Origin of the sequence: Paenibacillus sp. FSL R7-0026, from assembly GCF_038004485.1 — a bacterium.
GTDB classification, from domain to species: Bacteria; Bacillota; Bacilli; order Paenibacillales; family Paenibacillaceae; genus Paenibacillus; species Paenibacillus xylanexedens_A.
Map to the genome: position 1 here is coordinate 2,500,443 of NZ_JBBORG010000001.1, position 14,445 is coordinate 2,514,887.

The window sequence follows — 14,445 nt, forward strand, 5'->3', positions numbered from 1 at the left end:
CAAACCACACGAAATTAAATTTAGTTTTCATGAATCTATGTAATGAGAGTTTCAGTCGCATGGTAAAATCATCCGTTCTTATAAAATGCATCATTGGTAAAATGAAGTGGAAAAACAAGCCATGTAGCAATGACATGGCTTGCCGAGCATCACTCTATGTTAATGTAGCAGAGTGCCTAACATTTTGTACATCAAAACTGATGATTCCTGCCTGAGCATAGGTTGCTTCGATCGATAATCCACAGCACCGGTGCTGGATACAGATACTTCAGGACCGTAGAGACCTAGAGCAACCACAAACTGGACACCTTCTTCAGCCCAACGATCCTGTGAACCGATGAGATCGGCAGTTACGGCAGGTGCGCCAAGGAGTTGTTGTGCCGTTCTTGATATGATCACCGCGGCTTCTTGCCTTGTTATGGCTTGCTCGGGATGGAACAATCCACGGGTATTACCTTGCACAATACCCAGTTCAAGAGCGGTTTGAATGTAGGCGGCATAGGGACTTGATTGGGTATCTTTAAATTTTGGTAATTGAGCTGAAATGGACATTCCGCTTATGCCCACAACCTGTGCTACAAACTCCCCACGACTAACAGACTTCTCTGGTTCAAATAGGGATTGATCCTGTGGATACAGGCCAATCTGTGTTAAGCGATAGATGTACGGAGCATAGGGATGGTCTTCTGGCACATCTTCATAAGGTCTGGTTTCTGGCAATTTCTCGGACCAGCTATCTGACTTGTTGTAATAGAAATACGTGATTTCACCTAACTGATTTTTTTTGAAACCAGCAAGCTTGCCGTCCTCATCCATGAACAACATGTCCTTAACGGGGGTTAAGGTGTGAGTGCCATAAGCATCTATAACCTGAAGACCTGTCTCTGTTGCTGAAATATCATACAACCATGCGGGCAAACGGATATCCCGATATAGTCCCTCATAGGTACGGAGTGAAGACTTGGGTACGCTATAATCACTATAATGCGTCTCGTTGTTTGGATAAAAATGATCCATAAATGCTTGAAAAAGCGCTTCTCGCACATCTGGGCCATCACTGTTGGAGACGATAAATAGTCCAGTCTTCTCGTTAGGTAACAGCCACAGATTCGAGTGGAATCCGTCAAGATCGCCTGCTTTACTCACGACTTTCCGTCCATGATTATACTGCGAATAGGTGGATTCGAATCCGTAACCTGTGCCAGGTATATCCGGGTGTATGGAGACATCCAACGTTTGCATCGCTTGGACGGATGACGGTTCTAGTATACGTGCACCCTGGTACGAACCTTGATTGAGCTGAGCAAGCATAAAGTGAGCCATATCCCGTCCAGTCGTAATTAATCCGCCCTCAGGGGAGCTGTCCGGTACATTGGGATATTGCGGAAGTTCCTGTCCTTCAGCGCCATAAGGAGTTGCGAGTTTACTCAGCGTGTCTTTGCTTAGTGTGAAATGGCTATCCGACATATCAAGAGGGTTGAATATATGCTGTTGTACATAAGTCTCAAACGGAAGTTTGGACTGTTTCTGAACGATGTAGCCCAAGAGTGCATAGCCGTAGTTGTCGTAACGGAAAACTTCTCCTGGATTGCGAACAACGGACGGTTTGTTGTCTTGGATGAATTGCTCAAGCGGATAAGAACTTTCCAGTTCTCTGTCTGAAGCTGCTGCATCTGTGAAATCAAACCCGCTGGTGTGGGTCATCAGATGTTCCAATGTTAACGCTGTTCCGGTATGGTTGGTCAGATGCAAAGCGTCTGTGTATGCGCTGATATCCTGATCAAGCTTTACGTTACCTTGCTCTGCCAATTGCATAATGGCAGTTGCTGTCAGCGTTTTGGAGATGGAGGCCACACGGAATAGAGTGGAGTCGGCGTCGACTGGGAGTTGTTTTGCCACATTGGCATAACCATATCCTTTATTCAACACAATCTGTTGATCGTGAACAACGGTGACTACCGCACCTTTCAGAGCAGACTTCACTTCAGGTTGGGCAAAGAATTGATTGATGAACGATTCAGTTTCCTGAGGGCTTACCTGAGGAAGAGGGAGACTGCTCTCTGCCGATACACTGGTTATTGTGGTGAAACTCAGAGATGCAACCAAGAGGATGTTAGCTACGGCACGTTTCCAATTAGGATTTGATTTGTAGCTGTGTTGTTGTTGAGTTGGACATGTTGCTACGTGAGATTTCATGAAATTCTCCTTTGAGTTGAGAGATGTTGGCTCTCTTACATTTAAGTACATCTATAATCTATCAGTTCGAATGTAATGGCGATTCCGTAGTACGCACTTATTACGGCAGGACTACCGCAAACCTTTTTGCGTGATTCCGCAATTGTTGAGGATGAAGAGTAAGTTTTGAATGATCTTGAATATATGAAAAGAGGTATTTGTCATGATGGACCCAACGGGGATCTCGACAAATACCTCTTTTTGTTTCGTCTTTTTATTTTCCATGCCAAGCGACATCGTGCAAAGGAATTGGGAAGTAGATTTTATAAAACTACTCGTACATCCGTCGTTCAAGTTCAGCATAGGCAATCGCAGGATCATCACTGGAATTATCAATATAAGCGATGGATGCAGAAGGGAGCGGCCAAGCTATTTCTTTTCGGACGAGAGAAGCTCTGAAGGCATCCCAGTTCGCTAACTTCCATTCATCTAATGGGGATTGTCTTGCTGAGATCCGTTTGTGATACAACGCTTCATTCTCAAGATAAATATAGGCAACCCGCACATCCGTATCTTTCAGAGAACGTCCAATCCGTGCGAGTTCCTGCTCGATCCAGTCAGGGGTACCGATTTCCTTGGTAAATGGCCCCACAACGATACTATCGATACCCAACTGAACGTTATCCAGAGCAGCATCCATCGTAATGCGGTACCCAAGATCACGGCACAACTTTTTGTATTCAGGCGAATCTCGGTCGGATGGATCAAGTCCCTGAAGGGTCATGATCGCCTCAGCCGCAGGACGAAGCAATATATCCATATCAAAGAAAGCCGCTTTATGTTTACGGGAAAGGGCTTTAGCAAGGGTGGTCTTGCCACTTCCGGCCCCGCCGAGAAAGAAAATTAGTTTGCTCATGAATGTAATGTCTCCTTTAATTAGATTCAAAAAATAGGATATGTAATTGAAAAATACACGAGTATATAGATTCATCATTAGAGTTCGTGAATGAAAGGACTTGTTTATTTTAACATAAATAAAGAAGCTTGTTGGCTAGACAGAAAAGGAAGGATAAGGTAATATCATACCTAGTTGTTCTATGCATAGGTTTCCGATGTATATGAAAAGAAGAGCTTTAAAAGTGTATTTTTCGAAATCTAAAACTCTTGCTAAATGAATTGAAAAGGAAGGAGTGAGCGCGTTGCAGGTTAACAAACAAATGATTAAAGGCAGTACCGAAACATTGATTCTGAACTTGCTTCAGGAACGACCGTTGTATGGTTATGAATTAATTAAGGAACTACATCGTCAATCCGAGGGTGTGTTTAATCTGAAAGAGGGCACGTTATACCCTATTTTGCATGCCATGGAGATTGAAGGATGGGTAGAGTCGTACTGGATGGAGGTTGAAGGCCGTAAACGGAAATATTATTCAATTCGTGACAAGGGCATGGAGGCCTTACAAAGTAAAAAAGCAGAGTGGAATTTGTTCCGTCGAGCTGTGGATCGGGTGCTTGGGGAAGGAGGCCTGACATGACGAATCGAGATGAGCGGATTCAGCATTATCTGGATCACATGTGTGTTCAGGTTAAAGCTCGCGAAGTACATAACGACTTGCGTGATGAGTTGGGAAACCACATGGAAGAGATGATTTTGGATAAAGAACAAGAAGGTTATACAGAGGAAGAAGCAATTGCATATGCCATTGAACAGATGGGTGATCCAGCTGTCGTAGGCAAGAGTATGCACCGATTGCATCGGCATCGAATGCATTGGGGTCTGTTAACGGGACTTGCCAGTTTGCTAATAATAAGCCTGCTGCTGATGTGGATTTATACGACAAATATTTCAGATAAAAACTATCAGTTGATATATATAAGTCATTTGATGTATACCATTTTTGGTTTAATACTGATGGTGTTTTTGATGTATTTTGATTATCAAAAATGGAAAAAAGCTGCCTGGTGGATCTATATTTTGTTAAGTGGTATGTTGTGGATTAATCCGCTGGTATCACCGTTTGATTACGGTGTACAACGGTTCTGGAGCATATTCGGTTTTACAATTGATCTTACAACGACATCGATGTGGGTATTGCCTCTCACCATAGGTGCAATTATGCTGGATAAGTTGAGCACCAAGTGTGATGTACAATCCGTCTCAACATATATGCTTCTTGTGGCTTTGCCGTCTTATAGCCTATTTCAAGCTTCAGATTGGGTGCGATTGTTTCTGTTCGGAACGGCAACGCTGATCATGCTTGCCTGGATTACACGAAAATGGCTCTATACTTTCATCGGAGCTACAATAACCGGAAGTGTTATTATGTTGCAGTTGTTTTTGACAGGTGAATACAAGCGCTTTGAGAGACTCTCTGTCGTTTTGAATCTTCAGAATGATCTGCTGGGGAACTTCGAGTATAACCGTTCAATTATAAGTATCCTTCAGTCCGCCGGATGGTGGGGCAACGGTTTTGACATAACCTTTGGAATTTCCCAAAGGTTTTATATGGACTATCCCGGTGTGATGCTTATTGATGTGTTTGGCTGGTCAGCAGGCATTTTGCTATTGCTTGGAATCGTATGGTTTATTGCCAGTATGTTAAAGACGTTGCCTTGTATTAGGGATGGTTTTGGTCGAATGATTATTTTCAGTATTACAATCACGTTCGCTTTGCAAATGTTATATTCTCTTGCGATGACTACCGGGAAGGTTCCAATTGTCAGTGTCAACTTTCCTTTTATCGGGCGCGGCATTCATATAATATTAGAATACGCCATGATGGGTTTACTGCTTGGAGTATATCGTCGTAAAGATACCACTTTATTGAGAAGCAAACAGAGACATCCGATCACGATATTGTCAAAATAAAAAAGACACGTGATCGGATGGTATAAGTAAATATAATACGATGTCTAATCAAACTGACTTGCTCGTACGTCAGAAGGAAACCAGATATGACGCAGGTTCACCCAGCCCTGGCTGTTGAAAGATAGACCACGCACGGAAGGCAGATAAGCGGTTTCTACCGGTTTCACGGATAAATGGAATAGTAAGTTCTGGCTAACCAAAAGTTGCTCAATTCGATCTAATTCAGAAGTTCGATCTGCTGCGATGGGAGAGGCGACGATGGTTTGCAAGATCTCATGGATCGTTATACGAGCAGAATCTTCCAGATGCTCAGACAGCGTGGAGTAGAGATCGTATCTTCTTAGTTCTTCGTCCCTGTCCCGAATGAGCGAGAAGAGAATCAGATCAGATTCCAACCGCAGATCTCCTTTGAACTGCTCCATCGTAGCGGTACGGACGGTACAGGAGAAACCACTACGCTCCAGTATGGACGCCAGATGTTGGGTATCCCTGCGATATTGTGGAATGGTTGCAATGTGCAGGGAAATGGGACTGGTGGAAGTGGATCGTATAGATATATCGCTAAATCCCTCCGAGTGAACCTGAACCATCTTGGTATTCACCGTACTAAAAGCAGTCTCCACGACCTCAGAGTTATTTGCATGTCCGTCATCTCTATACATTCCAGCAAGGCATAACTGAAGGTGTGCTCTTACTTCCGGATCGTTTAACGGTCCGGTTTTTTGCGTATTACACGTGAGTAATTTATGAACCATCACACCTGCACTAATCTGTGTCCAGTCTGCACCGGCAGACGAAGACGGATTATGAACAAGATGAAAGAACGGAGTTTCGATATCTTGGCTATCATCCATTTTGGCCGAGGCACTCCACGGAATCTGCAGAATATCCACCCGGTCCATATGTGCTCTACCCTGAAAATACGATGAGAATGCTTCAAGTCTGCATAAGTGATCATCCCATACGGTGACCTTGAAAGGGCCAGTCCCAACAGGTTTCTGCATCCCGTGTATATCATCTGTATGCTTTATGTTCTGTTCGTTTTTTCCTGGTGAAGGTACAATCGCTGCACGACTTGTTGTCAGGAAGGACAAAAACAATTCATGAGGATCTTTAAGCTGGAAACACACGGTTAAGGAATCGACCGCTTCAATAGATAGAATCTGTTTACTTACATCACGGTACAGTGTCCGGCGATCTGTAGATTGCAGCCGTTCAAACGTATGCACAATATCATGGGCCGTCAACAACTGACCATCGTGAAAAGTAATACCTTTCCGCAAATAAAAGATCCATGTCTTTCGGTCTGCACTGACATCCCAAGTATGAGCGAGACATGGGAGAATCTCTCCCTGTTCACCCCGCTGAACCAACCCGTCAAAGACATGGCTAGTAACAAAGGATTCAGCTAATAGATTAATGTACAGCGGATCAAGCGCATGAAGCTGTTGGCGCAGGGGCAACCGAAGCGTATCAATCTTCTCATTATTGGTACCGGCTTCCGTATGATGTCCTGAATACCCTAGCAACCACTGGTTTAGATGATCCTGCATGATTGTTGAACTGGAGAAAGCGCTCACCTGCTCGGCAGCTTCCTGTAACTCCCGGCGATTCATGGCCTGCATCATATATTCTGCGGCGATTTGATCAGCCGGAACAAGCAAAGTCAGTGAAGAACGCCGACCCCGGCCACGCTGGGAAACCCAACGAATCCAATCATGGGCAACCATCTTTTTAACAATCGTTAACGTATTGCGGTGTGTACAATTTAGCAACTCAGCGAGATCAGCGAGTGTAAGTTCATGTTCTGTGTGGTGGCCGTAATGACGATGCAACAGCAGATATTGCTGATGTAATTTCAAGTGTTGATTCCCTCCTGGAGGTGAACTCTGACGTGTTCCTCTAAAATAAGAAGTTTTGTCAATTTTAATTTCTATTTATATTCCTATTTTATCATCTAGAATATAGCATAGAAAGGTTAATGGAGGTTTTTCCCATGATTGATAAAATAATGGCTTCACCGCAACGCGCTCTAATCACGCTACTGTCTGCATGGATGCTGGCGGTCATTCACCAGTATTTATTCTATGGTAATGAGATTGGCGTATCGTATCCTATCTTTGCAATTCTCTTTTATGTGTTCATGTATCTGTTTGCACGGGACCGCATGAGGTCTTTCAAGTTCATTGATGCTTTTGTGGCGGCTGTAGTGCTATTGTTGTCGCTAACGTTCCTGTTATACGACAATGAACTGCTGTATGTTCTTAATTTTCTGGTTGTACCCGGCGTAGTTATCTTACATATGACGTATCTGATGGGCAGAAAACAGAAGCAGTGGTGGGAGATTGGTTTGATTGGTACGGCTATTGACCACTTGCTGCCTCAAGCCATACGTCATTGGGGGACGGTTGCTGCCATTGCTGTGAGAGCAGGAGGGCGTGGCATCGGCAAATCACAGAAAACAGTTGTTTTCAAAGTGCTCATTGGTCTTGTGGCGTCCTTGCCTATCCTCATTGTAGTCGTTGCATTACTGTCCTCCGCTGACGGGGTCTTTGATCAGTATTTAGCCGGTTTTCCGGAGTGGCTGAATCAATTGGCTTTTACTCCAGGGATACCGAGAATCATCTGGATTGTCATCGCAGGTGTATTGCTGTTCGGTTATGTATGGGGATTTGTACAGCCAATGCAATATGAGGCAGAGAAGAGAGAGAACGCACATTGGAAAAATGGAGTAGCATCCACGGTTGATAAGCGTGATCAGACCTATATATTCTCTCCTGTGGACCCGGCCACTGAAGTTCAGGTTACCAATAAGATTATACCCGAGCCCGAACGCACTCCGGTTCATCGGGAACCATTCAGATTGGACCCCATCATTGTGGGGACGATGCTGATTGTCATTAACTGTGTGTACGTTTTGTTTGTACTTGTACAGTTTTCGTATCTGTTTGGTGCAGGAGAGGGGCATCTTCCAGTAGATCTGTCTTACGCAGACTATGCGAGAAGTGGATTCGCAGAGTTAATTCTCGTCACAGGTATTAACTTCTTTATTCTTATTGTTGCTTTGCAGTATACCCGTTCGAGTGGCAAAGCGGGTTCCATCGTGCATCAGGTACTTCTCCTGATTCTGGTCAGTTGTTCAGCAATTATGTTGTATTCCGCGTTTATGCGCCTAAATCTGTATGAGCAGGCATATGGATATACGTACATCCGCTTCCTGGTACACGCATTCATGATCTTCCTCGCACTCCTCTTGCTGATTGCTGGCCTTCGTATACGGTACACCTCAATACCGCTGATCCGCTGGTATATTGTGCTGGCGCTAACTGCTTATGTTGCTGTAAATTATGTGGGCATGGATAAACGGATTGCCGAGCTGAATATTGAACGTTATCATCAGACTGGGAATATTGATGCAACCTATCTGGCAAGTCTGTCGGCAGATGCAGTTCCGTTACTTCGTGAGTTTGCTCTGGAGGAGTATCCGGATCTCAAGAGGGAAATGCTGGAACGTCAAGCCAACTTGGACGAGGATTCATCAGATCGTTCATGGCCTTCTTATAACGTGGCGAGACACCGAGCTGAGCTAGAAATGTCCAAATTGAGAACGGAATAGCTGAATAGTAGTTGTTTTCACGTACGGATTTATGCAAAAACAATATGTAAGTGTTATAATATAAAAACTAACCTATAAAGGGGGTGAATCCCTTGTTTGAACTGCAGGAGTTATTACCATATTTATTCTCGATTGGACTCATCTTCACCGTCAGTTATGCCTATATTGCCCATCTTCATTGTGGCATGACAGAGTACTGGATGGAAGGTGGCGCCGGTGGTGGACTTGAACCTGTACTTCCCGCCCTGTGTTTGGACAGACAGCACAGACAGGAAGACTGGAGCCGCATGATTAGACGAAGAGAAGCGCCCGATGAAGATGAACCAGATTGTCATTCCTCGTTGAACGATTGGTCAACAAATCAACGAGGAGGATATATATGGAACATAAGACCAACAAGGGATTCACTTTTACTTCGGGCAAGGGACGGATCTATGGCCTGATTGCCATTTTGTTTGCAGTCACGCTGCTTGCCGGATGCAGTAACAACGTGTCGGAGATTACTTCATCGACACCGGGATTTTTTAATCACTATATTGTATTTCCACTGTCGTATCTGATTCAGCATATTGCCACGATATTTAATGGAAGCTATGGGGTCGCGATTATCGTGATTACGCTGGTCATTCGTCTGGCACTGTTGCCCTTGATGATGCGTCAAGCCAAGTCCCAGCAGGGAACACGAGTCATCATGAACGCCATGAAACCCGAAATGGATGCGCTCAAGAAAAAATATGAAGGCAAAAATGATCCTGCTGATAAGCAAAAGCTGTCTCAGGAAACGATGGAGCTATACAAGAAACATAAGTTCAATCCGCTGAACATTGGTTGCTTGCCGATGCTCATTCAGTTGCCTATCCTGTCAGGTATCTACACGGCTATCCGACTTACACCGGAACTGTCTTCTCATTCGTTCCTGTGGTTCAAACTGGGAGCGCCGGACTACGTACTCGCTGTGGTGGTTGCGGTCATATATCTGATTCAAGCCAAGGTATCACAAGCCAATATGGCGCCTGAGCAGCGAAAACAGTTCGCCATTATGGGTTATCTCTCCCCATTGATGATGGCATTCTTTTCTCTTACAGCTCCGGCAGCGATGCCGCTCTACTGGACAGTTGGGGGTTCATTCCTGGTACTACAGACATTATTGTTCCGCAAAATGTACCCGGTGGAACACCCACAGGAGCCTGTGGTTGTGGAAGTTAGTCAGAAAAAGAATAAAAAATCTAGTTCATCCAAATCTTCTCGGAAACCTGCAAAGTCTTAATAAAGTTGGTCGCAGGTGACAAGGGAAACAAGGTGATTACTGAAATTTGTTGAACACGAAAAACATATTGAAGAAGCCTGATCCATATGGATCAGGCTTCTTTTTTGTACTCTTAGGTGTTCCTTTTTAGTTTTTTACGAAAGCGGATGAAAAGCATAACGTCCACTGCCTGTTCCCCAATATCACTTAATGATATATACTTACCTGATCAAATATGATATTGATAATCAATATCAATTATTGAGTGATGTATACATTGGAAAAAGTGAAACGAGGAGTGCGGGTAGATGCAAGAGGAAGAAGCAAGACAGGGGTTTACACCAGAGATGATTGATATGATGGCCAGTATCTGGACACGTTCGACCATTACATTAATAGATGTACGCTTTCAGAATGTAGCGTCACAATACCCGTTGGAGCAATATAAAATGCCTAGTAGCATGTTTATCTACGCATATGGGGGAGAAGCGCAAATCCAACTGAATGAAACCACATTTGCAATGGAACGCTTCGGTTTAGTTCACGGCGGGAAGGGAAGCCTGCTCAGTATTACACCTAAAGAGGAGATGGTGAAGACCTTTATGGTGTTTTATAGAGCAGAATCACCTCTCTTTTTCAAGAAACATTTGCAACAATTACTGGAGCAAGTAAATCCATTTGTTCAACAGTTTGGTTATACGCCAAGTAATCCCATCTTGCTACGCGATTGGTTCCAACGGATGATGAATGGCTGGAAACGTGGCAAGGCGATGGATCAGCTAGAGGCCAAAAGTTTTCTATATCAATTGATTCATGAGGTGTACAAGGATTTGGAGGGTGGTGAGATTCGGTATCTTCAGCCAGATCCAGCCTGTTCTGCCAAGATATATCTCGATAAACATTACAGGGAGCCCATTATGTTTCAACAAATTGCCGATATGTTTGGGATCAGTGGTGGACAATTGACGCGGTTGTTCAAAAAAAGGGAAGGGATGAACTTACAGGAGTATCTCATTCAGAGAAGGATTGAAGCAGCCTGTCATGACTTGAAACATACAGAAGCGACGGTTAAAGAAATCGCAACTGGAGCTGGTTTCGCAGATGAGAAAAACCTGTTCCGCATGTTTAAGAAGCATTACAAGATGACGCCAAGTGATTATCGGAAAATAAACGCACTATCCATGCAGGTTGATGGTATTGATAATGATTCTCATCTCCCTTACGATGAGAGGGAACTAGCGAGTCTAGTCAAGTCTTATAGAGATGGGGAATCAACGATGTTTGGAACATTAAGAAGTAAAGAAATGATTTTGGCGGCGGCGATAAGCATGATGCTCTTATTGACGGCATGTACGTCGGGGACGCCAGCGAATAATGGGGGAACGGCAAATACAACACCTGCGCAGACACAGCAGGCGACACAACAAGAAGGGTCGGAGACAAAAGCTTCAGAAGCAGTCTCGCAGACCAGAACGATATCCACAGTTAAGGGTGATGTTGAGGTACCTAACAACCCTCAGCGAGTTGTAGTCGATTATTTGGTTGGTGATGTGGTAGCCCTAGGTGTAACTCCTTTAGGTGTGGCTAGAGCTGCACGGGGAGAGACAGAGCCTGTATATGCTAACCAGATTACAGACTCCGTAAAAGTAGCCATGGAGCCGGAAGATATCATGATGCTTGAGCCTGATCTTATCATTTTGGCATGGAGCGATGAGTCGTATGATGATTTATCCAAAATTGCCCCGACCATTTATGTTCCCTATGGTGATATGACTACAGAAGAGCGGATACAATTTATTAGCGATGTTTTGAACAAACAGGAAGAGGCTAAGGATGTTTTGAATGCTTATACCGGAAAAATCGAAGAAGCAAAGCTAGCCTTTCAGAATGCGGGCCTATCCGATGTGACGATTACGGTTGGAGAATTCAGTGATAAAAGTAACTACATAGCTGGAGCCAAGCATGCCGTTGGCGAGCTTGTTTACGATGAACTTCAATTGCAGGCACCTTCAAAAGTCCAAATGGATATTATCGACGCAGATAAATATTGGGGTGATGTCTCCATGGAAGTATTACCCGCTTACTCTGGGGATTATATGATCTTCTTAGGAGATGGAAACGTTGCTGCTGATAATGCAGTGTGGAATGCCATACCTGCTGTGCAACATGATCGGATCGTAAAGGTGGATTCTTCGCTATCTTGGTCCACCGACGTAATGACTTCCAGTGCATTGATTGATTATATTGTTAGTCAATTGCTGGCATTAGCTAAATAAGAGTTAGAACGAAATTTTAATTGAGAACGCCAAATTTTCAAACATGACCAGTCGAATTTATGGACGTTAATATCCATATTCATTTGGATTGTAAATAGGTGATGAAAGGGAAACGAGATGAAAAGCAAGCCTGAACAAAAACGCCGTGGGGCGATGAACTTCACCATGTACATGGTAGTAGGGCTTGGATTAACGGTTCTCATGTCGGCGGCATCGATTATGTTTGGTGCTGCTGATATGAGGTTAGCAACGGTATGGGAGGCTATTTTCCGATTTGATCCAATGCTCACTGAACATCAAATTATTCAAACCATGCGTCTTCCGCGTACCGTAGCCGATCTGATCGTTGGGTGCAGCCTTGCGGTATGTGGCGCTATCATGCAGGGGACAACGCGCAATCCGCTGGCCGACTCCGGGCTCATGGGGATTAGCTCTGGCGCAGCATTTGCAATTGCACTATGCCTGGCCTTTCTGCCGGGTTATTCGTATTGGCAGATGATGTTGTTCGCTTGTCTGGGAGCAGCGATCGCCACCGGTATGACTTACTTTACCGCGTCACTGGGCAATCGCGGAATGACGCCTCAGCGGCTTGTACTCGCAGGTCTGTCTATTTCAATGTTGTTTGGCGCACTCAGTCAGTACTTGGCGATCAATTATAACCTGGGCCGAGCATTAACATTCTGGACGGCGGGTAGTACAGCGGGGGTCAAATGGGGAGAATTGCTGATTATCTCACCGCTCTTTGTTGGTGGTATACTGCTGGCACTGGCGCTGTCCCCTTCCGTTACATTGCTCAGTTTGGGAGATGATGTGGCAAGTGGACTCGGCATTCGTAGCGGACTGGTCAAGATTTTGTCGACAATTATTGTACTTGTGCTGACTGGATTGGCTGTTGTTGTGGTTGGCCCGGTTGGTTTTGTAGGTCTGATCACCCCGCATATTGTGCGATATATGGTAGGTGTCGACTATCGATACATTATTCCGGCAGCGGCGTTATATGGTGCGTTGCTGACCGTATCGGCCGATTTGGCTGGACGTTTGATCAATAAACCGTTCGAAACGCCGATTGCCATTATATTTTCTATCATTGGTGTGCCGTATTTTCTCTTCTTGGCTCGAAGACAAAGGAGGGAATATGAATGATCAAGCGGCGTTATACGATGAAACGAGGCATTATCATCAATGTAGTGCTTATGGTGCTCATCCTTGTGTTTGCGATCATTAGCATGAATTCTGGCAAAATGAATCTTTCACCGCTAGAAGTGCTGAACGTTCTCATAGGAAACGGTACCGATAAGCAAAATCTGATTGTGTTTGATTTTCGTTTGCCACGAATTGTACTTTCGATCTTGGTAGGTCTGGGAATGGGAGCGGCGGGGGTCGTGATGCAGAGTTTGCTGCGTAATGACATGGCTAGTCCGGGAACACTGGGAATTAGTTCGGGATCGGGTTTGTTTGTCCTGTTCTTTGTTGTATTCATTGCACCAACAGGGAAGAGTTCCTTCATTGCTCTGCCTCTGTTGGCTTTTGTTGGCGGACTATTGGCGGCGGGTTTGATCTTTTTATTATCGTATCGCCGCGGGCGAGACATCTCGCCAATCGGTTTGATCTTGACCGGGGTCGCGCTAGGAAGCGGATATGGGGCGCTGACGACATTCTTGACACTCAAGCTGGATGATTCGCAGATGAACTTCATGCTGTATTGGCTCGCGGGGAGCCTATGGGGCGATGATTGGGGCTATATTTCCATACTGACACCATGGGTCTTGATCTTACTCGGTTATATTTTTTACAAGGCTCGCATACTGAATGCCCTCCATTTGGGCAATCAGACAGCACAGGGGCTTGGTGTTTCCGTGAAGCGACAGTTCTTGGGGTTGTCAATCGCTGCTGTTGCTTTATCCTCTGGCAGTGTAGCCGTGGGGGGAAGCTTCTTTTTCGTTGGCTTGATCGCTCCGCATATGGCCAGAAAACTGGTAGGTCCCGATCACAAATTGCTCATCCCGGCTGCTAGCTTGGCCGGGGGACTAGTCGTGGTGTTGGCTGATACGATTACGCGCACGGTTAGCCTGGTAGGAGATGTGCCGACAGGAATCGTTATTACAGTTATTAGTGTTCCGTATTTTCTTTATTTACTAGCAAAAGCCAAATAACACAATCAATGATATAGTCTGAATTTTTTGTGGAAAACGGCTTGGCAGAACTGCGCGTTGCATTTTAAAGCAGAATGCACGATATCAAAAGTTCAAACATCGAAGTTACC

11 protein-coding genes are annotated in these 14,445 nt (G+C 44.7%); 8 read left to right on the forward strand and 3 right to left on the reverse strand.

The window, feature by feature from the left end:
- Window positions 1-159: 159 nt before the first annotated feature.
- Both MKY44_RS11515 and MKY44_RS11520 read right to left on the reverse strand, forming a co-directional pair.
- Window positions 160-2,196, reverse strand: a complete 2,037-nt coding sequence (locus MKY44_RS11515; RefSeq protein WP_341007139.1) for a serine hydrolase — start codon at window positions 2,194-2,196, stop codon at window positions 160-162.
- A gap of 310 nt (window positions 2,197-2,506) precedes the next feature.
- Entirely contained in the window at window positions 2,507-3,091 is a 585-nt protein-coding gene (locus MKY44_RS11520) for an AAA family ATPase (RefSeq protein WP_341007140.1), read from the reverse strand.
- 283 nt (window positions 3,092-3,374) lie between these two features.
- Between MKY44_RS11520 and MKY44_RS11525 the strand changes: the two genes are divergently transcribed.
- Both MKY44_RS11525 and MKY44_RS11530 read left to right on the forward strand, forming a co-directional pair.
- Window positions 3,375-3,710, forward strand: coding sequence for a PadR family transcriptional regulator (locus tag MKY44_RS11525; protein WP_253507921.1), 336 nt, complete (start codon window positions 3,375-3,377; stop codon window positions 3,708-3,710).
- A complete protein-coding gene (locus MKY44_RS11530; RefSeq protein WP_341007141.1) occupies window positions 3,707-5,044 on the forward strand; it encodes an FtsW/RodA/SpoVE family cell cycle protein in 1,338 nt (445 codons plus the stop codon). Before MKY44_RS11525 ends, MKY44_RS11530 begins: the two co-directional genes overlap by 4 nt.
- A 44-nt stretch (window positions 5,045-5,088) precedes the next feature.
- Here MKY44_RS11530 and MKY44_RS11535 read toward each other — a convergent pair whose 3' ends face one another.
- Complete coding sequence (locus MKY44_RS11535; protein ID WP_341007142.1) at window positions 5,089-6,906, reverse strand: ABC transporter substrate-binding protein; 1,818 nt, start codon at window positions 6,904-6,906, stop codon at window positions 5,089-5,091.
- A gap of 134 nt (window positions 6,907-7,040) precedes the next feature.
- On the opposite strand from MKY44_RS11535, the gene MKY44_RS11540 reads away from it, so the two are divergent.
- The 6 genes from MKY44_RS11540 to MKY44_RS11565 all read left to right on the forward strand — a co-directional run bounded on the left by MKY44_RS11540 (window position 7,041) and on the right by MKY44_RS11565 (window position 14,335).
- Complete coding sequence (locus MKY44_RS11540; RefSeq protein ID WP_341007143.1) at window positions 7,041-8,660, forward strand: DUF4153 domain-containing protein; 1,620 nt, start codon at window positions 7,041-7,043, stop codon at window positions 8,658-8,660.
- A 92-nt stretch (window positions 8,661-8,752) separates the two neighbouring features.
- Window positions 8,753-9,103: a hypothetical protein gene (locus MKY44_RS11545; RefSeq protein WP_235193801.1), complete on the forward strand. Its 351-nt coding sequence runs from the start codon at window positions 8,753-8,755 to the stop codon at window positions 9,101-9,103.
- On the forward strand, window positions 9,040-9,927 hold the full coding sequence (gene yidC, locus MKY44_RS11550; RefSeq protein ID WP_341007144.1) for a membrane protein insertase YidC: 888 nt from the start codon (window positions 9,040-9,042) through the stop codon (window positions 9,925-9,927). The genes MKY44_RS11545 and yidC overlap by 64 nt, the downstream gene beginning before the upstream one ends.
- A gap of 287 nt (window positions 9,928-10,214) precedes the next feature.
- Window positions 10,215-12,182, forward strand: coding sequence for an AraC family transcriptional regulator (locus MKY44_RS11555; RefSeq protein ID WP_341007145.1), 1,968 nt, complete (start codon window positions 10,215-10,217; stop codon window positions 12,180-12,182).
- A gap of 117 nt (window positions 12,183-12,299) precedes the next feature.
- Window positions 12,300-13,325, forward strand: a complete 1,026-nt coding sequence (locus MKY44_RS11560) for a FecCD family ABC transporter permease (protein ID WP_074094813.1) — start codon at window positions 12,300-12,302, stop codon at window positions 13,323-13,325.
- Window positions 13,322-14,335, forward strand: a complete 1,014-nt coding sequence (locus MKY44_RS11565) for a FecCD family ABC transporter permease (RefSeq protein ID WP_341007146.1) — start codon at window positions 13,322-13,324, stop codon at window positions 14,333-14,335. Before MKY44_RS11560 ends, MKY44_RS11565 begins: the two co-directional genes overlap by 4 nt.
- Window positions 14,336-14,445 lie beyond the last annotated feature (110 nt).